The sequence below is a fragment of the Gibbsiella dentisursi genome (genome assembly GCF_039539505.1).
Taxonomy (GTDB): domain Bacteria; phylum Pseudomonadota; class Gammaproteobacteria; order Enterobacterales; family Enterobacteriaceae; genus Gibbsiella; species Gibbsiella quercinecans.
Window position 1 is genome coordinate 565492 of sequence record NZ_BAABDG010000002.1, and the last position, 21698, is coordinate 587189.

23 protein-coding genes are annotated in these 21698 nt (G+C 59.3%); 12 read left to right on the top strand and 11 right to left on the bottom strand.

Annotated features, from left to right (window positions below):
* The first annotated feature begins 87 nt into the window (after positions 1 to 87).
* The 6 genes from ABFX35_RS03055 to urtE all read left to right on the top strand — a co-directional run bounded on the left by ABFX35_RS03055 (position 88) and on the right by urtE (position 6698).
* Positions 88 to 798, top strand: coding sequence for a GntR family transcriptional regulator (locus ABFX35_RS03055; RefSeq protein ID WP_095845322.1), 711 nt, complete (start codon positions 88 to 90; stop codon positions 796 to 798).
* A 91-nt stretch (positions 799 to 889) separates the two neighbouring features.
* Positions 890 to 2158, top strand: a complete 1269-nt coding sequence (urtA, locus tag ABFX35_RS03060; protein WP_346079086.1) for an urea ABC transporter substrate-binding protein — start codon at positions 890 to 892, stop codon at positions 2156 to 2158.
* A 132-nt stretch (positions 2159 to 2290) separates the two neighbouring features.
* A complete protein-coding gene (urtB, locus tag ABFX35_RS03065) occupies positions 2291 to 3871 on the top strand; it encodes an urea ABC transporter permease subunit UrtB (protein WP_279029232.1) in 1581 nt (526 codons plus the stop codon).
* Positions 3871 to 4947, top strand: coding sequence for an urea ABC transporter permease subunit UrtC (gene urtC / locus ABFX35_RS03070; RefSeq protein ID WP_346079088.1), 1077 nt, complete (start codon positions 3871 to 3873; stop codon positions 4945 to 4947). Before urtB ends, urtC begins: the two co-directional genes overlap by 1 nt.
* Positions 4948 to 4958: 11 nt before the next feature.
* Positions 4959 to 5750: an urea ABC transporter ATP-binding protein UrtD gene (gene urtD / locus ABFX35_RS03075; protein WP_487047079.1), complete on the top strand. Its 792-nt coding sequence runs from the start codon at positions 4959 to 4961 to the stop codon at positions 5748 to 5750.
* Between the two features lie 249 nt (positions 5751 to 5999).
* On the top strand, positions 6000 to 6698 hold the full coding sequence (urtE, locus tag ABFX35_RS03080) for an urea ABC transporter ATP-binding subunit UrtE (RefSeq protein WP_346079092.1): 699 nt from the start codon (positions 6000 to 6002) through the stop codon (positions 6696 to 6698).
* A gap of 36 nt (positions 6699 to 6734) precedes the next feature.
* On the opposite strand, the gene ABFX35_RS03085 is transcribed toward urtE, so the two are convergent.
* The 3 genes from ABFX35_RS03085 to ABFX35_RS03095 form a co-directional block, all read right to left on the bottom strand.
* A complete protein-coding gene (locus ABFX35_RS03085; RefSeq protein WP_346079094.1) occupies positions 6735 to 7247 on the bottom strand; it encodes a GNAT family N-acetyltransferase in 513 nt (170 codons plus the stop codon).
* 33 nt (positions 7248 to 7280) lie between these two features.
* Positions 7281 to 8507: an FAD-dependent oxidoreductase gene (locus ABFX35_RS03090; RefSeq protein ID WP_346079095.1), complete on the bottom strand. Its 1227-nt coding sequence runs from the start codon at positions 8505 to 8507 to the stop codon at positions 7281 to 7283.
* 61 nt (positions 8508 to 8568) lie between these two features.
* Positions 8569 to 9144 carry a DUF4865 family protein gene (locus ABFX35_RS03095; protein ID WP_346079097.1) on the bottom strand — a complete coding sequence of 192 codons (576 nt, stop codon included), beginning with the start codon at positions 9142 to 9144 and terminating at the stop codon, positions 8569 to 8571.
* Positions 9145 to 9250: 106 nt separating this feature from the next.
* On the opposite strand from ABFX35_RS03095, the gene ABFX35_RS03100 reads away from it, so the two are divergent.
* Entirely contained in the window at positions 9251 to 10120 is an 870-nt protein-coding gene (locus ABFX35_RS03100) for a LysR substrate-binding domain-containing protein (RefSeq protein WP_346079099.1), read from the top strand.
* Here ABFX35_RS03100 and sseA read toward each other — a convergent pair.
* Positions 10117 to 10968 carry a 3-mercaptopyruvate sulfurtransferase gene (gene sseA / locus ABFX35_RS03105; RefSeq protein WP_279027709.1) on the bottom strand — a complete coding sequence of 284 codons (852 nt, stop codon included), beginning with the start codon at positions 10966 to 10968 and terminating at the stop codon, positions 10117 to 10119. The genes ABFX35_RS03100 and sseA overlap by 4 nt on opposite strands.
* Before the next feature lie 108 nt (positions 10969 to 11076).
* Between sseA and ABFX35_RS03110 the strand changes: the two genes are divergently transcribed.
* On the top strand, positions 11077 to 11499 hold the full coding sequence (locus ABFX35_RS03110; protein WP_095845312.1) for an NUDIX hydrolase: 423 nt from the start codon (positions 11077 to 11079) through the stop codon (positions 11497 to 11499).
* A gap of 156 nt (positions 11500 to 11655) precedes the next feature.
* Here ABFX35_RS03110 and ABFX35_RS03115 read toward each other — a convergent pair whose 3' ends face one another.
* Positions 11656 to 13125, bottom strand: coding sequence for an MFS transporter (locus tag ABFX35_RS03115; protein WP_346079101.1), 1470 nt, complete (start codon positions 13123 to 13125; stop codon positions 11656 to 11658).
* A gap of 126 nt (positions 13126 to 13251) precedes the next feature.
* Positions 13252 to 14313: an NAD(P)-dependent alcohol dehydrogenase gene (locus ABFX35_RS03120; RefSeq protein WP_346079103.1), complete on the bottom strand. Its 1062-nt coding sequence runs from the start codon at positions 14311 to 14313 to the stop codon at positions 13252 to 13254.
* 514 nt (positions 14314 to 14827) lie between these two features.
* Between ABFX35_RS03120 and ABFX35_RS03125 the strand changes: the two genes are divergently transcribed.
* Entirely contained in the window at positions 14828 to 15607 is a 780-nt protein-coding gene (locus tag ABFX35_RS03125) for a phosphate/phosphite/phosphonate ABC transporter substrate-binding protein (RefSeq protein ID WP_279027718.1), read from the top strand.
* A gap of 12 nt (positions 15608 to 15619) precedes the next feature.
* Here the strand turns inward: ABFX35_RS03125 and ABFX35_RS03130 are convergent, their stop codons facing one another.
* From ABFX35_RS03130 to ABFX35_RS03140, 3 genes are all read right to left on the bottom strand, one after another.
* Positions 15620 to 15787, bottom strand: a complete 168-nt coding sequence (locus ABFX35_RS03130; RefSeq protein WP_279027720.1) for a hypothetical protein — start codon at positions 15785 to 15787, stop codon at positions 15620 to 15622.
* A 139-nt stretch (positions 15788 to 15926) separates the two neighbouring features.
* A complete protein-coding gene (locus ABFX35_RS03135) occupies positions 15927 to 16412 on the bottom strand; it encodes a DUF2878 domain-containing protein (protein WP_279027722.1) in 486 nt (161 codons plus the stop codon).
* A 92-nt stretch (positions 16413 to 16504) separates the two neighbouring features.
* On the bottom strand, positions 16505 to 17161 hold the full coding sequence (locus ABFX35_RS03140) for a helix-turn-helix transcriptional regulator (protein ID WP_346080834.1): 657 nt from the start codon (positions 17159 to 17161) through the stop codon (positions 16505 to 16507).
* A gap of 231 nt (positions 17162 to 17392) precedes the next feature.
* On the opposite strand from ABFX35_RS03140, the gene ABFX35_RS03145 reads away from it, so the two are divergent.
* From ABFX35_RS03145 to ABFX35_RS03155, 3 genes are all read left to right on the top strand, one after another.
* The gene (locus ABFX35_RS03145) at positions 17393 to 18235 is read left to right on the top strand and encodes an AraC family ligand binding domain-containing protein (protein ID WP_346079106.1); all 843 of its coding nucleotides are present in this window, start codon (positions 17393 to 17395) and stop codon (positions 18233 to 18235) included.
* Between the two features lie 73 nt (positions 18236 to 18308).
* Positions 18309 to 19037: an AzlC family ABC transporter permease gene (locus tag ABFX35_RS03150; RefSeq protein WP_428832157.1), complete on the top strand. Its 729-nt coding sequence runs from the start codon at positions 18309 to 18311 to the stop codon at positions 19035 to 19037.
* Entirely contained in the window at positions 19016 to 19345 is a 330-nt protein-coding gene (locus tag ABFX35_RS03155) for an AzlD domain-containing protein (protein ID WP_428832158.1), read from the top strand. The genes ABFX35_RS03150 and ABFX35_RS03155 overlap by 22 nt, the downstream gene beginning before the upstream one ends.
* A gap of 53 nt (positions 19346 to 19398) precedes the next feature.
* Here the strand turns inward: ABFX35_RS03155 and ABFX35_RS03160 are convergent, their stop codons facing one another.
* Positions 19399 to 20214, bottom strand: a complete 816-nt coding sequence (locus ABFX35_RS03160) for a 5'-nucleotidase, lipoprotein e(P4) family (RefSeq protein ID WP_346079107.1) — start codon at positions 20212 to 20214, stop codon at positions 19399 to 19401.
* Positions 20215 to 20449: 235 nt separating this feature from the next.
* Complete coding sequence (ompC, locus tag ABFX35_RS03165; RefSeq protein ID WP_095845305.1) at positions 20450 to 21547, bottom strand: porin OmpC; 1098 nt, start codon at positions 21545 to 21547, stop codon at positions 20450 to 20452.
* Between the last annotated feature and the right edge of the window lie 151 nt (positions 21548 to 21698).

Here is a 21698-nt window from a genome sequence, read left to right on the forward strand (position 1 = left end):
GGGCATCAGCCCCCGTGGTTGCAAGCAATTCCGCAGATCCCCTCTCCCTGTGGGAGAGGGCCAGGGTGAGGGCAAGGGGAAAGCGCTATGCAAATTACCAATAACCGAACCAAAGCGCGGCCGGAGGGGCTGGCAGAGCGCATCTACCTGCAGCTCAAGGATGACATTTTCAATTTTCATTTACTGCCGGGCGATCGCTTTAGTGAAAACGAAATTGCGCAGCGTATGGACGTTAGCCGCACCCCGGTGCGCCAGGCTCTGTTCTGGCTGGAGCGTGAAGGTTATGTCGAAGTGCATTTTCGCAGCGGTTGGCAGGTGCGGCCCTTTGATTTCAATTATTTCGAAGAATTATACGACCTGCGCGTGGTGCTGGAACGTGAATCCGTCAGGCGGCTGTGCGCCCGGCCGCCGGGGAAGGTGCCTGCCACATTGGCGGAGCTGGAAAGTTTCTGGATCGCCGCGCCCAGGCTGGAAGACGGCAAGGCGGTGGCGTTAGAGGACGAGCAGTTCCATATGGCGCTGGTGGCTGCGGCGGGCAACGGCGAAATCGCCCGCATCCACCGCGACGTGACGGAGAAAATCTGCATCATCCGCCGCCTGGATTTCACCAAAACGGCGCGGGTCGATGCCACTTATAACGAACATGCCGCCATTTTGCGGGCCATTTTACAACGTCATAGCGAGGAGGCGCTCACGCTGTTAAGCCAACACATAGCCGTTAGTAAAGCTGAAGTACGAAAAATAACCTTGCATATGCTGCATCAGGCACGGTTGGAACAGGAAGGCCGGGCTGTTTAACGATCAGTTTGTCACCTGCTGCGCGGGGGTTGGCACCGGGCAGGTGGATTGCTGAATAAAACAGATTCATACACACATCAGGAGTTTTACTATGCAACGTCGTCACTTTATTAAAGCTTTTGCGTTGTCCGCCACCTTCATCGGGATGGGGTTGGCCTTTAACGCACAGGCGGCCGATACCATCAAGGTGGGTATTTTAAGCTCGCTTTCCGGCACCATGGCCATCTCGGAAACGCCGCTGAAAGACATGGCGTTAATGACCATCGACGAGATTAACGCCAAAGGCGGCGTGCTGGGCAAAAAGCTGGAGCCGGTGGTGGTCGATCCGGCCTCCAACTGGCCGCTGTTCGCCGAGAAGGCGCGCCAACTGTTGACGCAGGACAAAGTGGCGGTGGTGTTCGGCTGCTGGACTTCCGTCTCGCGCAAATCGGTGCTGCCGGTGTTTGAAGAACTCAATGGCCTGCTGTTCTACCCGGTGCAGTACGAAGGGGAAGAGATGTCGCCGAACGTGTTCTACACCGGCGCGGCGCCAAACCAACAGGCAATCCCGGCGGTGGAATACCTGATGAGTGAAGACGGCGGCTCGGCAAAACGCTTCTTCCTGCTCGGTACCGACTACGTCTACCCGCGCACCACCAACAAGATCCTGCGCGCTTTCCTGCATTCCAAAGGCGTACAGGATAAAGACATTGAAGAGGTTTACACCCCGTTCGGCTACAGCGATTACCAAACCATCGTCGCCAACATCAAGAAATTCTCCGCCGGCGGTAAAACGGCGGTGGTCTCCACCATCAACGGCGATTCCAACGTACCGTTCTATAAAGAGCTGGCCAACCAGGGCATCAAAGCGACCGATGTACCGGTGGTTGCCTTCTCGGTGGGTGAAGAAGAGCTGCGCGGCATCGATACTAAACCGCTGGTGGGCAACCTGGCCGCATGGAACTACTTCCAGTCGGTAGATAACCCGACCAACCAGAAATTCGTTGCCGATTGGAAAGCCTACGCCAAGGCGAAAAATCTGCCGAACAACGCCACCGCGGTCACCAACGATCCGATGGAAGCCACCTATGTCGGCATCAAGATGTGGGCGCAGGCCGTTGAGAAAGCCGGTACCACCGATGTCGATAAAGTGCGTGAGGCCATGGCCGGCCAGACCTTCGCCGCTCCTTCCGGCTTTACGCTGACCATGGATAAAACCAACCACCATCTGCACAAACCGGTGATGATTGGCGAGATCGAAAGTAACGGCCAGTTCAACGTCGTGTGGCAAACCGAAGAACCTATCCGCGCCCAGCCGTGGAGCCCGTACATCGCCGGTAACGACAAAAAACCGGACTACCCGGTGAAAGGCGGTAAGTAACGGACAGCAGGGGAATTCCCTCTCTCGAAGAGGGCCAGGGAAGGGGGGGGAATGCGTTTTCCCTTCATCCTCTCTACGAAGAAGGGCGGCGATCCCGGTGCGGAGCCGCCGCCCATTGCGACGAGACAAACGATGAAATTGTTATCCCTAAGCCATCTTAGGCATCTGTGGTTTCTGCTGTGCTGCCTGCCGATGTTCGCGCAGGCCGGGCCAGCCGACGATTTTGCTGCGGCCAGCCGTACGCAGCAGGCGCAATTATTGCAGGCGTGGTCTACCGCGCCTGACGCTTCACGCCTGCCGTTGCTGCAGGGGCTGAAACAGGAAAACGTGGTGATTGACGGCGCCAAGCGCGCGTTCATCCAACAGGGCGATAAGTTCCTGCCGCTGTCGGGCGATGCCGCCCCGGTGGGCACGCCGAAAAAGGTGTGGCTGAATAACCGGCTGCGCAACCTGATCGCCAACGCCTTATCTGCGCATATGCTGGTGAGTAATGACCCGGCGCAGCGCTTGCAGGCGGCCCTGGCCTTACAGCGTGAAGCGCAAAGCGATCAGTTGCCGCTGTTGAGCCAACGCCTGGCGGAAGAAAAAGACACCCAGGTGCACGACGCGCTTGCCGTTGCGTTGGCCAACCTGCAACTGGCCGATGCCAACCCGCAGGTGCGCCTCAACGCGGTGCGTCTGCTGGGTAACTCGGGCGATCCGGAAACCCAGACGCGCCTGCAGGCGTTGACCGATAGCGCCAATGAGCCGGATGCGGCGGTGCGTGCCGAAGCGGAAAAAAGCCTGAATAGCGTCAAACACCGGCTGATGCTCGGGGATCTTCTCGGCCAGGCGTTTACCGGCCTGTCGCTGGGATCGATCCTGCTGCTGGCGGCGCTGGGGCTGGCGATCACCTACGGCCTGCTGGGGGTGATCAACATGGCGCACGGTGAAATGCTGATGCTGGGCGCCTACTCGGCCTATATGGTGCAAAGCCTGCTCCAACAGCTGGCGCCGCAGTGGCTGGCGATTTATCCGCTGGTGGCGTTGCCGGTGGCGTTTGCCGTTACCGCCTGTATCGGCATGGCGCTGGAGCGCGTGGTGATCCGCCATTTGTACGGCCGCCCGCTGGAAACCCTGCTGGCGACCTGGGGGATTAGCCTGATGCTGATCCAACTAGTGCGGGTGCTGTTCGGCACGCAAAACGTGGAAGTGGCCAACCCGGCGTGGCTGTCGGGGGGCATTCAACTGCTGCCGAATCTGGTGCTGCCGTGGAACCGTATTGCGGTGATAGTGTTTGTCGTACTGGTCCTGGTGCTGACCTGGCTGCTGCTGAATAAAACCCGCCTTGGCCTGAATGTGCGGGCGGTTACGCAAAACCGCGCGATGGCGGACTGCTGCGGGGTGCCGACCGGGCGCGTCGATATGCTGGCGTTTGGCCTGGGCTCCGGGATTGCCGGCCTGGGCGGCGTAGCGCTGTCGCAGTTGGGGAACGTGGGGCCGGAACTGGGGCAGGGGTATATCATCGATTCCTTCCTGGTGGTGGTGCTCGGCGGGGTTGGCCAATTGGCCGGCACGGTGGTCGCGGCCATGGGGCTTGGCATCGTAAACAAAATCCTTGAACCGCAGATTGGCGCCGTACTGGGGAAAATCCTGATCCTGGCGCTGATTGTCCTGTTTATTCAGAAGCGTCCGCAGGGGCTGTTCGCCTTTAAGGGCAGGGTGATTGACTGATGAGCCAACCATTAACCATAACCGGCGTGCAGAAAGCCCCCTGCCTGGCGCTGGGCATCGGCGCGGTGCTGTTGCTGGCGCTGCTGATCATGCCGTTTCTTGCACTGCTGCCGGCGGATAACCCGCTGGCGATCTCGACCTACACCTTAACGCTGGTCGGCAAGATCCTGTGTTACGCCATCGTGGCGGTGGCGCTGGATCTGGTCTGGGGCTACGCCGGGCTGCTGTCGCTTGGGCACGGCCTGTTCTTCGCCCTCGGCGGCTACGCCATGGGCATGTACCTGATGCGCCAGGCGGCGGGCGATGGCCTGCCGGCGTTTATGTCGTTTCTGTCATGGAGCGAGTTGCCGTGGTTCTGGAGCGGCACCCAGTATTTTGGCTGGGCGCTGTGCCTGATTATTCTGGTGCCCGGCCTGCTGGCGTTTGTCTTCGGCTACTTTGCGTTTCGCTCGAAAATCAAAGGCGTGTATTTCTCGATCATGACCCAGGCGTTGACCTATGCCGGCATGCTGTTGTTCTTTCGCAATGAAACCGGCTTTGGCGGCAACAACGGCTTTACCGGCTTTACCACCCTGCTTGGGTTCCCGATTACCGCCACCGGCACGCGTGTGGCGCTGTTTCTGGCGACGGTCGTGCTGCTGTTCGCCAGCCTGGCGATGGGCTTTGCACTGGCGCGTAGCAAGTTCGGCCGGGTGCTGACGGCGGTGCGCGATGCGGAAAACCGCCTGATGTTCTGCGGTTACGATCCGAAGGGCTTCAAGCTGTTCGTCTGGACGCTGTCTGCGGTGCTGTGCGGGCTGGCCGGCGCCCTGTATGTGCCGCAGGTGGGCATTATCAACCCGAGCGAAATGTCGCCGACCAACTCGATCGAAGCCGCGATTTGGGTGGCGCTCGGCGGGCGCGGCACGCTGGTGGGGCCGCTGTTGGGCGCCGGCATCGTCAACGGCGCCAAAAGCTGGTTCACCATGGCGATCCCGGAGTATTGGCAGTTCTTCCTCGGCCTGATGTTTATCGTCGTCACGCTGTTCCTGCCAAAAGGGGTTATCGGCCTGCTGCGCAGAGGGAAATCACAATGAGCCAGCCACAGATGAACGAAGCGCTCTATACCCAGCCGTTGCCGGCTGATAAAAACCGCCAACAAACCGATCCGGTGCTGGCGTTGGATCAGATCAACGTCAGCTTCGATGGTTTCCACGCGCTGCGCGATCTGTCGCTGCAGATCGGCGTGGGGGAACTGCGCTGCGTGATCGGCCCCAACGGCGCGGGGAAAACCACGCTGATGGATGTGATCACCGGGAAAACGCGGCCGGACAGCGGCCGGGTGGTTTACGATCAAACGATAGATCTGACGGCAAAGGATCCGATGCAAATCGCCCGCGCCGGCATCGGCCGCAAGTTTCAGAAACCGACGGTGTTTGAGGCGTTGACGGTGTTTGAAAATCTGGAGATTGCGCAAAAAACGCAAAAGTCGGTGTGGGCCTGCCTGCGCGCCAGGATGAACAGCGAGCAGCGCGATCGCATCGACGAAATGCTGAAAACGCTGCGGCTGGGGCATGAACGCCACCGGCTGGCCGGGCTGTTATCGCACGGGCAGAAGCAGTTTTTGGAAATCGGCATGCTGCTGGTGCAGGAACCGCACCTGCTGCTGCTTGATGAACCGGCTGCGGGCATGACCGACGCGGAAACCGAATATACCGCAGAACTGTTCAAATCGCTGGCCGGCAAGCACTCGCTGATGGTGGTTGAGCACGATATGGGCTTTGTTGAAAGCATCGCCGACCACGTGACGGTTTTGCATCAGGGCCAGGTGTTGGCGGAGGGTTCATTGGCGCAGGTGCAGGCGGATGAGCAGGTGATTGAAGTGTATCTGGGGCGTTGATGCTTCGCCTTCGCCCTCACCCCAACCCTCTCCCGCCGGGAGAGGGGGCATTCCGTGCTCCCATATAGCACCATCGGTTCCCTCTCCCGCTGGGAGGGCGCCGGTACATGCATGTGGCACTGTCGGTTCCCTCTCCCGCTGGGAGAGGGCCAGGGTGAGGGAGGCGGTACATGCATGTGGCACCGTCGGTTCCCTCTCCCGTTGGGAGAGGGGCAGGGTGAGGGCCAGACCATAAGCTAAGGGTAAAAAATGTTACAAGTGAACGAATTGAACCAATACTACGGTGGTAGTCATATCCTGCGCGGTCTGTCATTCGATGCGCAAATCGGCGAAGTGACCTGCCTGCTGGGGCGTAACGGCGTGGGTAAAACCACATTGCTGAAATGCCTGATGGGCCTGGTCCCGGCTAAAAGCGGCACCATCAGCTGGCAGGGAAACACCATAAATAACCGCAAGCCACATCAACGGGTGCAGGCGGGCATCGCCTATGTGCCGCAGGGGCGGGAAATCTTTCCGCGCCTGACGGTGGAAGAGAACATCCTGCTGGGGCTATCGCGCTTTTCCGGCAGTGAAACGAAAAGCGTGCCGGCGCATATCTATGAGTTGTTCCCGGTGCTGGCAGAGATGAAACATCGGCGCGGCGGCGATCTTTCCGGCGGCCAGCAGCAGCAGTTAGCGATCGGCCGCGCGCTGGCCTGCCGACCGAGCCTGTTGATCCTCGACGAACCGACGGAAGGGATCCAACCTTCCGTGATCAAAGAGATCGGCGCGGTGATCAAGCAGCTTGCCGCGCGCGGCGATATGGCAATCCTGCTGGTGGAGCAGTTTTATGACTTCGCCGCCGAGTTGGCGGATCGTTATCTGGTGATGTCCCGCGGCAGCATCATTCAGCGCGGCAGCGGCAGCGAGATGGAGCAAGACGGCGTGCGCGGGCTGGTGGCTATCTGATGGCGCAATGAGCGCGGGGCGCCTGACGCCCCGCTATCACAGCGTTTTGGCCATATACCACAGTTCGATCGCGCCCTGAGCGCTGGCGATTTGGGTTTCGCCCTGAATCGTCAGCCCGTTTCTTTGATAAAAGCGGATCGCCGATGGATTGAGCTTCAGCACTTCCAGCCACAGCGTAGCCTGCCGTTGCTGAACGGCTTCATCCTGCACGTGTTGGAAAAGCTGCTTGCCGTAGCCCTGCCCGGCGCACTCCGGCAGAAAGTAAATTTTCTGCAGTTCGGCACCGACAATATCGCCTTCCCCCATTCTGCTGCCGTGATTCACGCGTGCATAGCCGACGGGGGTGTCGTCCTGATAAGCCAGCAGCCAACAGGTGCGTGGGTCTTGCAGCGTATTTTCCAACGCGGGAACGGCAAAATCTTTGGCGAGGAAAGCGTCCATCTCTTCTGGCTGCTGCCAGAGGTGGCTAAAATGCGCCCGATAGGTCGCGATGCCAATTGCGTGTAGGGTAAAAAGATCATCAGGGGTTGCCTGGCGTATCAAGAGCATCTGTAGGCCTTCTGTCAGAACAAGGTATCGCGATTATACCCGTTCAGTGCCGGCGTGTTTGGGCGTTTCGCGCCGGAAGCCAAGCCCGATGATCCGGCCGAACAGGCGCGGCAGCCAGCGGCTGTTGCCCACCCGCTTCATCAGCCCGCCGCCGTTGCGGCTGGGCTGTTGCCCTGGCCGGCGTTGGCTCATTTTTATTTGCAGAAACTGCGTGGCCTTGGTGGGGAAGTTGCGCCGCCGCTGCACGCGTTGCAAGTGCCTGAGCTGCAGGTTACCTTTCAGCAGCGGGGTGATGATGCTGTTGGCGGTGGCGACGGCGTCCTGAATCGCCAGGTTAACTCCCACGCCACCGATCGGCGACATGGCGTGCGCCGCATCGCCAATGCACAACACCCCCGGTTTTGCCCAGTGATCCAGCCGATCGATACGGATGCTTAACAGTTTTACCTGATCCCAACTGCGGATCTCTTGCAGCCGATCGTCCTGGAACGGGGCAATGCCGGCAATGTGCAGCAGGAATTTCTCCAGCCCGTCGGCTTTGATCGCCTCAAAGCTGCCTTTTTCGATCGAGTAGCCGCACTGCCAGTATTCGCCGCGATCGATCATGATGAAATTTTGCTTCGGCCCGGTATGGCCCATCGACCATTCAGGATCGCCCGGCTGCTTGCTCAGCTTCATCCACAGTACGTCGCGCGGCGAACCGAAGGAACGGCTGCTGAGCGCCGCCTGCGCCCGCACCACCGAATTGCGCCCGTCGGTGCCGATCACCAACGGCGCATTGATCTGGATCGGCCCCTGTGGGGTTTGCGCCAGCACTCCGCATACCCGTTCGCCGCTGTACAGCAGTTGCTCCACCTGCGCGGATTTGATCAGCGTGAACTGCGGGAAGGCCGCCGCCTTGGCCGCCAGAAAATTCAAAAACTCCCACTGAGGCATAAAGGCGATGAATTTGCAGCGCGTCGGCAGGTGGGTAAAGTCGGCCAGCGTGATGTCGCGCCCGGCGATCTCGGCATGCAGCTTTTCCGCCTTTTGGTGCGGCAGGGCCAGCAACTCGTCGAGCAGCCCCAACTGGTGCATGATTTCCAGCGTGGAAGGGTGAATGGTGTCGCCGCGGAAATCACGCAGAAAATCGGCGTGTTTTTCCACCACCGTGACGTTAACCCCCGCGCGCGCCAGCAGATAGCCGAGCATCAGGCCCGCGGGGCCGCCGCCGACAATGCAGCAACGGGTGGTGAAAGGCGTGATGGCTGTGTTAGGCATAGCGGCATATCCTGGAGATGGCATCCGGCACATCATTGTGCTGATTATTTGATAATGATTATCAATACCGCACAAGGTTGTCAATCGATGGCTGTGATTGGTCGAACGGGGCGCTGATGTGCCCGATGGCATAACATTGGCTGCCGGGGGCGGCATGAGCCGGCAATTCCCGCCATAGCTGCAGGCGCAGCCATTGCCAACCGGCCGGATCGAATGCGATTACTCCGCCCACGGCCTGGTCATCCAACCGATGTTGCCGGCGCAGCGCGGCCAAATCGCTGTAGGGGGCGATTGGCCGACATTCCTGAGTGGCAAAGCGCGCTTCGGCCAGCGCTGAGCGATCAACTCGCATCTCCCAGGGCAGCCAGTGGCTAACCTGCGGCCAGCCGAAATCCCGGGTCAACGTTGCGAACCCTGGGCTGGCCAGAAAATCACACATGCCGATGCTGCTGTTCCACAGATAAAATGGCGCATAGCGGTTTTCCGCGCTGTGCGTTCCCGCCTCGGCGTACAGATAGGCTTTCACGATCAACTGCGGGTAGTTATCCAGTAAATGACCGAAATTGGCGATGCGCCGACGGACGATCGCCATATCGTAATCGGCGGGCAGGGTGAAGCGGTATTGCATGGCAAGCATGGCGGTTCTCCTCAAATAACGTTGACCGGAACAGAGTGGCACGCCATCGTAGTGAATAAAATCGGTATTATTTTGACGAATGGTTTTGAAAATCAGGATGGTTGGTATGGCCAGAATTACGTTCGATCTTGACGACTTGCGCAGTTACGTTACCGGCATTGAGTTGGGCAGCTTTGCCAAAGCGGCCGACCGCCTGGGTCGCTCTACCTCTGCCGTCAGTGCCCATCTGAAAAAACTTGAGCAGCAGGTTGGGGTGCCGATTTTGCGCAAATCCGGGCGCGGCATGGTGATGACGGAAGCCGGTGAAACCCTGCTGGGTTATGCCCGCCGGCTGCTGGAACTGAATGATGAGGCGATTACCGCCGTGCGCGGGCTGGATTTACAAGGCCCGGTACGTCTGGGGTTACAGGAGGATTTCGGCGAAACCTTTTTGCCGGCGGTGCTGGGCCGGTTCGCGCGCGCTCACCCGCAGGTGCGCATCGAGGCGCGCATCGCCCGCAATGGCGAGCTGCTCGACAGCTTGCTGAAAGGGCAGTTGGATTTGGCGCTGGCCTGGGGCGGCGGCCAGGCTTCGCCGTATCAGCATCATTTGGGGCAGCGGGCGCTGCGCTGGATCGCCGGGCAACAGGTGGATATCGCACAGTGGCTGGCCGCCGGGGAGCCGCTGCCGCTGGTGGTGTTTGATGCCCCATGCCTGATGCGCAGCGCGGCGACGGACGCGCTGGATCGGGCCGGCATTCCGTGGCGGATCGCCTTTACCAGCCGCAGCCTGAGCGGCGTTTGGGCGGCAGTCAGCGCCGGCCTTGGCATTACGCTGCGCACCGGCGCCGGGGTGCCGGCCAGCTTGGTTTGCCTGCCGCCCGGCGTGTTGCCGCCGCTCGGCGACATCGGCGTGGTGTTGCACCGCGCCGACGAAAAACCGGCGGGCGCCATCTTGCGGCTGGCCGATATTATCGCGGATCGGCTAAACGGCTAGGCCGGTTGCGGTTCGATCGGCTGGTGGCCGTCGAGCGCGCCCCACTGCGCCCATGAGCCGTCATACAGTTTTACCTGCGTGGCGCCCAACGACAGCAGGCCGAACGCCAACACCGCGGCGGTTACGCCGGAGCCGCAGCTGGTGATGATCGGCCCGTTAAGATCAACCCCTTTATCCGTGAAGGTTTTTTCCAGCGCGGGCAGCGTTTTGAATTGGCCATTTTCCAGCAGTTCGCTGAACGGGATATTGATGCTGCCGGGGATATGCCCACGGTGCAGGCCGGGGCGCGGCTCTGGCGCTTCGGCATTGAAACGCGGCGCGGCGCGCGCGTCGAGTATTTGCGCCTGCCCCTCCAGCGCCAGCTCGACCTGGCGCATACTGGCGACCGCATCGGCATTGAAGCGGGCGGTAAAGGTGGCTGCCGGGCGGCTGGCGTTGCCGGTTTCAAGCGCCTGGCCCAACGCCAGCCAGCCGTTCAGGCCTTCGTCCAGTACGTAAACGTTTTTCGCGCCGAAGTTACGGAACGTCCACCAGCCGCGCGGGGCAGAGAACTGGTTGCCCTCGTCATAGACCACGATGGTGTGTTTATCGCTGATGCCCAGCGCACCGGCGGCCTGGCTAAAGGCGTCGGCCGAAGGCAGCATGTGCGGCAGATCCGTATTTTTATCCGCGACGTCGTCAATATCGAAGTACACGGCGCCAGGTAGGTGCCCGTGTTTAAACTCAGCCTGAATGTCTCTTTTGGGCTGCAGGCCGGGTGGGGACATTCTCACATCGACAATGGCCAGATCTTCATCATTGATGTGCTGGGCCAGCCATTGCGGGGTGACCAGAAAGGGTGATTTCATGGTGTTGGTTCGCCTGTAGTGATAGCGGGTTTTTTACTATACACCAGGGGGCCGGCGGATGAGATATGATGGCCGCAGGAATCTGGCGTAACGGGCAGGGGGCATCAGGTGCAGCAAAACTTTGACGGCGCAAAAATCGCGCTGTTGCAGGCCGGGCGGGTGCTGGTTTATCAGCGCGACGATAAACCCGGCATCCCATGGCCTGGCTGTTGGGATCTGCCCGGCGGTGGGCGCGAAGGGCTGGAAACGCCGCTGGCATGCGTGCAGCGTGAGGTGCAGGAAGAATTTGGGCTGGCGATCAGCGCGGGCCAGGTGCTTTGGCAGCGCTGCTACGCCAACCCGCGCGGCGGCATCCTGCCAACCTGGTTTATGGCCGGCGCGTTAACGCCGGCGCAGATCGCCGCTATCCGCTTTGGTGATGAAGGGCAGCGCTGGCAGATGATGCCGGCGGCGGTGTTTATCCAGCATCCGCAAGGCATTGCCCACCTGCGCCAACGGTTGGCGCACTACCTGCAGCTCGCGGCCATATGAGGTTATTAGCCTAGCAGGCTAGCAAGCTATTAGCTTGTTAGCATGGCAACTTATTAAGTTAGCATCTTGTTGGGTTGTTAAGTTAATGCGGCTATGCGGCAGGGAGGCGCGGCGGTAAACGTGTTCCCCTTGCGGGAAGGGGAACACGGGCGGGGGTTATGAACGTTGGAAGTCTTCGGCATCCACATCGTAGCCCGAAGGCTCCCAGCGGATCGCCAGCAGCGCAACCAGGCCGATCAGCGGCGCGAGAGCGATTACCCAGAACACGTCGGTGGCCAGCGTTGCCGAGAGCACCGGGAACAGGAATAGCGACAGCGTTGAGCTGGAGCGCATCAGCGTTTGGTTAAAGCCGACGCCAACGCCACGCAGCGAGGTCGGGTAGCTTAGCGAGGCAAACGTCATGCTGTGCGAGCCGGGGCCAAAGCCCTGGCCGAGCAGGAACAGCGCTAGCATACCGATGGAAAACGCCGCTTCGCTGCCGTTGGCTGGGTGGCCGACCACTGCCAGCCCAATCAGCGCCGCCAACTGGCACATATAGCCCAGCACCGTCAGTTTCCAGGCTCCCACCGTGGGCACCAACCGCACGGCAATCAAGCCGCCGACAAAGGCAAACAGCAGGTTGAGCGCCAGCGAGAACAGAATGGTGCTTAGCATCGACTGCGCCAGAAAACTGGAAAGGATCACCGGCAGGCCAAAGGCGACGGCGTTATAGGCAAAAGAAGAGGCAATGGCGATAACCGTCGCCAGCACCGTGCGCCGCAGGTAAACGCCTTGCAGCAGGGTGCCGTAGTTGCGCCATGAGGCGCGCCGCGCCTGCACCGGCCGGCCCTGTTCGGCATCCGCGGTAACTTCAGCATTGATATTGTACGAGCGCCGCAGGATCGCGGCCGCGCCTTGCAGATCGCCCTGGTTGGCAGCCCACACCGGCGATTCACTCATATAGCGGCTGCGGATGGCGATAATCAACAGCGCCGGCACGGCGCCAAAGCCAAGGATCAGCCGCCACAGCCAGTCGGTATGGCTTTCCGGCAGCACGCCATACAGCAGCAGCACCAGCAGGTAGGAAATACTGATTGCCGCATACCAGGTGGGGCACCACATGGCGATGCGCGCCGCTTTGTTGCCGCGGCCGGAAAGGCGCGAGAACTCGGCCAAAAACGCCATCGCTACCGGCAGATCGATCCCCACGCCCAGCCCCATCACGAAACGCGCGCCGCCCAGTACCCATTCATTGGGCGCGAAGGCGCAGGCCAACGCAGCGAAGACGAAGAAAAACATATCCGCCATAAACACGCGATAACGGCCGATTTTGTCGGTGAGGTAGCCGCCGATAAATGCACCGATGATGGCGCCGAAGGTAATGGCAGAGGCAACCAGCCCGGTGCCGGTTGGCGAGAGGTTGAACTCGCGCGCCACGTCTTTAATGCCAAACGCCAGCGCGCCCAGATCGTAAGCGTCCAAAAATACGCCGCCCAGCGCGATGGCGACCACGATACGTGCGTCGTTACGCTTGGCGGCGCCACCGTTGACCAAATTGGCCACATCGGCGGCGTTGCGGATGGGGACGGTCGCCCTGGTTATCCCTGTAGAAGATGTGGCGGCGGGCGCCACAATGGTTGTCGACATAATAATTCTGCTTGTTAAATAAAAAAAGAAGCATAACGGCGGGGAATACGTCATAACCAATTCTTTTTTGTTATAACGATACAACCAAAAGGCGTTGAAAATTAATCTATTGGCCGCGAATCGCGGCTAGGTAAAACGCAATACGGCTTTTATCGCTTCGCCGGATTTCGCCGCCGCCAGCGCTTGGTTGATGGCGTGGAAAGGGTAATGCGTGATCAAACGATCGAAAGGAAAACGGCCCTTTTGCCATTGGGCGATCAGGTAGGGGATAAAGCGCTGCGGGATGGCATCCCCTTGAATGACGCTGATAATCCGCCGCCCTTCGGAAAGCCGCATTCCGCCGCCGCCAGTCAACCGCACCAGAGTGCCGCCGGGGCGCAGCACCTGCTGGCCCAGCTTATCCAGCATACGGCTGCCGGTGGTATCTACCACGTAGTCCCAGGCTACGCCAAGGGCGGTAAGCGCCGCAGGCAGCGCGGGGTCGTCACCGGCCAGCGTGGCGGTGGCGCCCAGTTCTGCCGCCAATTGTAGCCGTTGGGGCAGCAGATCGACGGCGGCGATATTGCCCGCCTGGCGGATAGCCGCCGCCATGATCGCCGCCAGGCCGACCGTACCGGCGCCCAGGATCAGTACGTTCTCGCCGGCCTGCAGATTCAGCGAATTGATAATGGTGCCCGCCCCGGTCTGCAACCCACAGCCGAGCGGCGCAATCACCGCCAGCGGCAAATCCGGCGCAACCTTCACCAGATTTCGTTCGGTGACCAGCGCATGGGTGGCGAAGGCGGATTGCCCGAAAAAGTGGCCGTGCAGCGGCGGATAATAACCACTGCTGCCGTCCAGGCGCTGAAAATCGAAGTTCAACTGCCAGAAGTTTTCGCAGTGAGCCGGGCGTTGCTGCCGGCACGCGGGGCACTGGCCGCAGGATTGATAAGACAGCACCACCGCATCGCCAGGCTGCACGCTGCGCACCTGTTTGCCCACCTGCTCAACGATGCCGGCGCCTTCATGGCCGAGTATCTCGCCCGCCATAGCACTGGCGCAGCAACTAAGATCGGTATGGCAAATGCCGCAGGCGACCAGGCGTACCCGCACTTCATTAACCCGCGGCGGGCGCAGGCGCAAAGGGCGGAAAACTAACGCTTGCCCGTGAGCGGTAGTTACCGCCGCCAGGCGTTGACGCGCATTCATTTTTCAGTCTCTGCCTGATAGATATGGGCTTGTTCTCTTCAGTATATACTCGTCATATTTCAAGTTGCAGGTGTGTTGGCTTTATTGCTCGGCCCATCCCTGGGCCTCGCCCCTATGGGGCCGCTGCCAGCAGCGTTCAAATCTGCTCCCGGCAGATTTGTCACTTACCCCAGTCACTTACTCAAGTAAGCTCCTGGGGATTGATGAGAGACATCCTTGTCTCTCACCGGAGGCTGGCCAAAGGCCAGGCAAATTCGTTCCTGACGAATTTGTCGCTGCGTCGCCGCCTTCCTGCAACTCGAATTATTTAGAGTATAGTTTTGCTCTTCGCTATTGGCGGCGAAAGCTCACGCGGCGGATGCTGATTTCCTGCCGGGTTTGCGACAGTTGGCCGATTGCGTGTGCGTTCTGTTGGCTATCATTATCACTGGGTGGTTGAAACGTCAGGGGCGCTGTCTGGCCGTCGGGCATCAGCCGGCGTGGGCTTTACGCATTTCTGCGCTAAGGGGGTCTTATGCAGGTATCTTTGCCGATGTATGGCGTCGGCCGCCAGCAGGTCGCATTGTTCTGGCATGCGCTGCGCGCCAGGCTGTTGGAGCTCGGCTTGCCGGATGCGCCGGCCACGTTGAGCTGGCCGCAGGATCTCTTGCTGCACTGGCAGCAGCCAGACCTGCTGCTAAGCCAAACCTGCGGTTATACGCTGGTGAAATATTTGCCGCACGTCAAACTGGTCGGCACCTATCATTATCGGGTCGAGGGCTGTAACGGCGCAAACTACAGCAGCTGGCTGGTTGTGCGGGCAGATGCCCCCGGTGAGCGGCTGGCGGATTTCCGCGGCCGGGTGGTGGCCTATAACCACGCCGATTCCCAGTCCGGCTATAACAGTCTGCGAGCGCTGGTGGCGCCGTTGGCGGAGAATGGGCGCTTTTTCAGCCGCGCGGTGGTCACCGGCAGCCATGAAAATTCCGTGCGGGCGATTCAGCTTGGGCTGGCGGATATTGCCGCCGTTGATTGCGTTAGCCTGGAATTGTTAAAGCGCGCGCAGCCGCAGGCGCTGGCCGGGGTGAAAATCATTGGCCGCACGGCGTCGGTGCCTGGCATGCCGCTGATTACCGCCGCCGCCACGACGGCGGAACAGCTGGCTATTTTGCGGGCGGCGGCCAGCGCGATGGTTAACGATCCGGCCAGCGATAGCCTGCTGATCGGGGATTTCAGCCTGATACCGCGTTCAGCATATCAGGCGATCGCCGATCAGGAGCAGCAAGCGGCGGCGTTAGGGGTCCGTACGCTTTAACGGCCGAAGAGGTTATTGCTGATCCTGCTGGCTCGGCATGGGCAGCACGGAAGGCGCCTGGCTGTTGGTTTCCTGCGGCGTGGTGGAGCGGGTGTAGATATTCAGCCCTGCCAGGAACACACCGCCAAGCGAACCGAAGGCGCACAGGGCGATGATGATGATAAACGCTTTTTTCAGCATGGGAGTCGATCGCTGGTTGCTCAGATAAGGGGCGATTATAGGCTTTTCCCCTATTGAAACAAACACCATTTTTTGTGGTGGTTTAGCCGTCCGAGGCGGAAAAAGCGGCCGTGCGGGCCGCTTTCCCCCGGCGCTATCATTAGCGCTTTAACAAGGGATAACTGATTAACGGCAGGTAAACTGCCCAACTGGCGGACAACACCAATAGCATCAGCTGCGGCGCGATCCCGGGGGTAATGGCCTGCAATTGCCAACCGGCCAGGCCAGTGAGAGGGCCGCCGATGGCGCCGGCGACCGCTAATGCCATCAGAGTGCTTTGCAACTGCGGCAGCAGCCAGTACCACCAGCAACTGAAGGTTAGCCAAAGCGCCCCTGCCCACAGCGGCAGCGCCGGTTGGCTGACGTAAGCCACTACGCCGGCGTAGTGCCAGGCGGCATCCATCGCCATCCCCAACGGCGCGGCCAACAGCAGCCAGCGCCGTTGCCGGCCATAGGGCAGCAGCGGCGCCAGCAACGCGCCGCCGATCAGTAAAACTTCGGCGCGTTCGCGGCCAAGCACTGCCAGCGCCCAGTAAACGCAGAACCCCAGGGTAACAAGCCAAAAGCCTGCGCGCAGCTTCATCATATCCACCGTGTTTGTGACTGGTATGAGGCAAAACGTGTCGCCTAAACATCCCGCCTGCAGGGGCCGGTTGCCTGGGCGTATTGAGCAATGAACTACTGGCGCCGTGAAATACGGTAGGCACAGCGGCGCGCGCCGGACAAAATGTGTTCGCTGCGTTCCACCTGTGCCTGCAGAACCTCAGCGAAGACGCTCAGTTCCGCACGGCAAAAGCCCTGGCAAATGCTGGCCGCCGCGCAGATCGGGCAGTGGTTTTCGATCAGCAAAAACGTGCCGTCTTCCTGTTCATGCCATTCGGCCATGTAACCTTCGCGGCAGCGGATCGCCGCCAGCCGCGCGACGCGATCCTGCAGCCTGGCGGCCCCGACCATCGCCTGTTTGTAGTTGATGCGGGTATCCTGCTCGCGGGCTTCAATCAACAGTTCAAGCGCCTGTTCGCCGAGCTTATCACGGACGTTTCGCAATAGCTGGACGGTCAATTCCGAATGTGTGTCTGGAAAACGGGCGTTGCCGGCCGGTGTCAAGTGCCAGATCTGCAATGGCCGGCCCACGCCGCGCGTTTGGGCGACGGCTTCGACCAGGCCTTCTTTGGCCAGTTTGACAAACTGCTGGCGTGCCGCCTCGCCGGTCGTTCCCAGCATTTTTCCGGCTTCGGCGGCCTGTTGCGGGCCCTGGGTTTTTAATAATGTCAGTAACCGTTCACTGACGGAATGTGCGGAAGAGTCACCATGTCCTAACGTGTTTTTTGCCATATTTTCCGCAGCACCTTGATTCTTCATGATTAATTCATGATAACGCTAGCGCACTATCTGGGTTAACTCAATGTCATTACTCTGAAACCGCATTGCCCGGTAACTGCCGCCGGGCAATTTTGTACAAAACGGCGCATACCAGTGAATGATAGGCTGTGTATCATTAATCGATCGTGCAGGAAATGCTGCCCCGCACGGCGGCAATCCGTGTTATGCAGTGGGGAGAGGGTTATGCAAAGCAAGCTCCGGCGCGGTCGCCGGGAGCAGACGAATTTTATGCACGTGGACGATCTGGGCGGGCTGGAAGTTTTACAAGCCAGCTACCAGCGCCAGACCTTTGCGCGCCATAGCCACGAGGGGTTCTGCGTGGGGGTGATTGATGAAGGCGCCCAGCGCTTCTACCGCACCGGCGGGGAGCACGTCGCCCCGCTGGGCAGCATTATTCTGGTCAATGCTGATGAGATCCACACCGGCAGCGCGGCGACGGAAGGCGGTTGGGCCTATCAGGCGATGTACCCAACGCCGGAGATGCTGGCATTTTTATCGCGCGATCTCAAAACCAGCGCCGGGGCTACCCCTTACTTTCCCAACCCGGTGGTGTATGACGCCGGTCTGGCGGGGCAGTTGCGCCTGGCCTTCACGCTGCTGCACAGCAATGAAAACCGCCTGTTGAAAGAAACCATGGTGTTTTCAGCGCTCACCTGGTTGATGTTGCGCCACGCCAAAAGCCGCGGTGAACCCGCCGCGCAAAGCCGGGCGCAGACCCAGGTGGCGCGTATCAGGAGGTTTTTGGATGATTATCCGGAAGCCGATGTTTCCCTGCTGGAACTGGCGGAACGCGTGGCGCTCAGCCCCTACTACCTGCTGCGCCAGTTCCAACAGGTGACCGGCCTTCCGCCGCATGCCTACCAGATTCAGGCGCGTCTGCGTAAGGCGCGCGGCATGTTGAAAGCCGGCTATAGCGTGCTTGATAGCGCGCTGGCTTGCGGTTTTCACGATCAAAGCCATTTCCACCGCCATTTTCGTCAATCGATGGGCGTGACCCCCGGTGACTATGTAAAGTCTCTGAAATAATGTGCAATTGGGTGCAAGATCTCCTGCACCTGGCCGCATTACGCTGTTCTCCGAATAATCAAAGGAGAACACCATGCATAAACTTTCCTCTCCCGGCGGCATGTCGGCACGGCTCCCCAGCGCATTACCTCGCTGGCGCCCTGCGTTGCAAGGGGCCGTGGCGATGCTGCCGCTGTGCCTGGCGGTTTTGCCCTGGGGCATACTGGCCGGTTCGATGGCGCGGGAAAGCGGCCTGACGGCGGCACAGGGGCTGGGCATGTCGGCGCTCGTTTTTGCCGGAGCATCGCAGTTGGTTGCCATGGGCATGATGAAGAGCGGGGCCGGGGTGTTGGCGATCGTCGTCTCCACGTTCTTCGTCACCGCGCAGCATTTTCTGTATGGGCTGCGGCTGTGTGACCGTATTTCCCCCTTGCCGCTGCGCTGGCGCCTGCTGCTGGGTTTTTTGCTTACCGACGAACTGTTTGCGCTGACCGGCGATCGGCACCCCGCGCGTTTTAACCGCTGGTATGCTTTGGGCGCGGGCCTGATGTTTTATCTGTGCTGGTTTTTATCGACCGGGTTAGGCGTATTTGCCGCCGATAGCGTGGGCGATATGGGCCGCTATCGGTTAGATTTTTCCATTGCCGCCACCTTTATCGCCATTGTGGTGCCGAGGGTATGCAACCTGCCGGTATTGGCCTGCGTGCTGACCGCGTTGGGCTTATCCATTGCGCTGCACGCTTATCAGGTACCGGGGGCGTTGGTGCTTGCAACCGTAGCGGCAATGCTGGTTGGGCTGTTATGCAGCAGGGGGCAGGCGTGATTTGGCTGACGATTGCCCTGATGGGGCTGGTGGTGTTTTTTAACCGTTATTGCTTCCTGGCGCCGAACATACCGCTGCGGCTGCCGCCACGCATCAAGGCGTTGCTGGGATTTTCGGCGCCGGCGGTGCTGACGGCGATCTGCGGACCGATTGTGGCATTCGACGGCGATCAATGGCGCGCCCTGCCGGACAACCCTTACCTGTGGGGCGCCGTGTTAGCCGTTATCCTGGCGTTTTTCCTGCGTAATATGCTGGCGGCGGTGGCGCTCAGCATGCTGATTTTTATCGCGCTGTGCGGCGTGATGTAATGCCGGTTGGGCGGGGCGCTTCCCTCTCCGGTGGGAGAGGGAAAGGCAGCGATTTATTGCCCGCTCCAGGCGCGGATCGCCTGTTGGCGCACCTGCAGCTTTTGCTCCGGCGTTAGCGTGTTGTAGCCCGGCGCCATCCCGCTTTCCCAGTCGCCATACAGCGGGTTGGGCAGCACGATGAACTCGGTACCGAATTTGTCCTGGTTGGCGCTGACAAATGCCCGGCGCTGCGCGTTATCTTTGTGGTAGGTGGCGGCGCCAAAGTCGTTCAGGTTATCTCCGGCGTAGACCACGATGTCGTAACCCGCGTTCTTGATGCGATCAAAGCGCGCCTGCTTGTTTGAGCTATCCTGGCTGAGCAATACCGTGTGTTCCGACATGCCGGTAAAACCAAGCTTCTGCATATTGGCGACGGTGGCCGCGTATTCCGATTGTTTACGGTTGGACACGTAGAACATGGTGCCGCCATGGCTGTTAACGTAGTTGGCGAACTGCACGGCGCCTGGCACTGCCAGCGCCTGCTCGGCTTGCGACCATGCGGCCCAGCTTGCGGCGGCGAAGGGTTTGCCCTGCTGTGCCTGCCAGCCGGAATAGGCGCTGTTATCCAGCATGGTTTCATCCAGATCGACCACGACCGCTTTTTTCTTGCCGGCTGCCGGTTTGGCCTGATCGAACGCGCGCTGCGCGCTGTTGAAGGCCTGGTGCGCAAGCGCCTGATATTCCCCGGACTGCTGGAACCAGTTCACGGCCAGAACCGATTGATCCCCCAGCCGCTGCTGTGCAGGTTGTTGAGCACAGCCTGCCAGGGTGAGTAAGGCGATACCGGTGGCGGCACCAAGGGCGATCTGCTTGAAACGTATTTTTGCCATATCAAGGATAACTCTCTGTTGGTTGTTATGGTGGCCGGGCAGGGAATGCCGGCGCAGGGCGGTAGTATCATCATGATGAGTGCAGCGCGATGCATAAGCCGGAATTAGCCTATACCCGTTTGTTTTATCAGGCAAGTTTGGTATTTGGCGGGGCGAACAGGGAAAAAATAAAAAAGCCGGGTGCAGCGCCCCGGCGAAATAAAAACGAGTAATAAGATGAAGCAAACGCAGTGGTTTAGAACTGATAGGTCAGTGCAACGGCGACTACGTCGTCGTTTTTCAAGCCAAGTTTATTATTGTCGTCAAGACGGTTGATTTTATAATCAACATAGGTAGACATGTTTTTGTTGAAATAATAAACGGCGCCGACATCAATATATTTCACCAGATCGGCATCGCCGACGTTTTCAATGTCTTTACCTTTTGATTGAACATAAGCCAACGATGGGCGCAGGCCGAAATCAAACTGGTATTGCGCGACCACTTCAAACCCCTGTGCTTTATTGGCGAAGCCGCTAACGCTGGTTGAGGTGTTGTTAATTTGCGCAGTGCCGGAAATTGGCGCCAGGTTATGGCTTTCGGAATATGTCGCTGCCAGGTACAGGTTGTTGTTGTCATATTTCAGGCCGGTTGCCCAAATATCCGCTTTGTCACCTTTGCCGTAGGTACCGAGTTTTTGCGTGGTGGTGCGGTTAGAGGAGGCGTATGCGGCACCTACGCTAATCCCGTCAACAATTTCGTAGCTGGAAGAAATCCCCCAGCCGTCGCCGTTTGCCTTGCTGGCGGAACGGCCGTCGTTTTCATTTTTGCCTTGGTACTGCACGGCGAATTTCAGGCCATCAACCAGGCCGAAGAAGTCGTTATTACGGTAAGTGGCCACGCCATTAGTACGGCCAGTCATGAAGTTGTCGGTTTTGATGTAAGCGTCGTCACCGAACTCTGGCAGCATATCGGTCCAGGCGGCAACGTCATAAATAATACCGTAATTGCGGCCGTAGTCGAATGAACCAAGATCTTTGTATTTCAAACCGGCGAAGCCAAGACGGGTTTTGGTGTCTGTAGTGCCTTCGGATTCAGTGTGGTTGGCGGCAATCTGATATTCCCACTGGCCGTAGCCGGTCAGTGCATCAGTAATTTGAGTCGCGCCTTTAAAACCGATGCGGACATAGGTTTTATCACCATCATTGCTGGTGTCATCGGAAAAATAATGCAGTGCCTTTGCCCGGCCGTAAAAATCAAGTTTATTGCCATCTTTATTGTAGATTTCTGCTGCCTGGGTCGCTTGCGCAATTAAAAGTGCCGGAATAATAACGGCCAGAAGATTACGTTTCATGGTTTTTCCTGCTTTATACGATTGAAAGACGCTTCTCATCATCAGTTGATGCTGTCGAAATTATCGCAGCGCAGAATTTTTACCAATTTATTGTGATGTATTTATGACAAAAGATTTATTTCTATGTGGATATCTAAATACTGGCTACAAG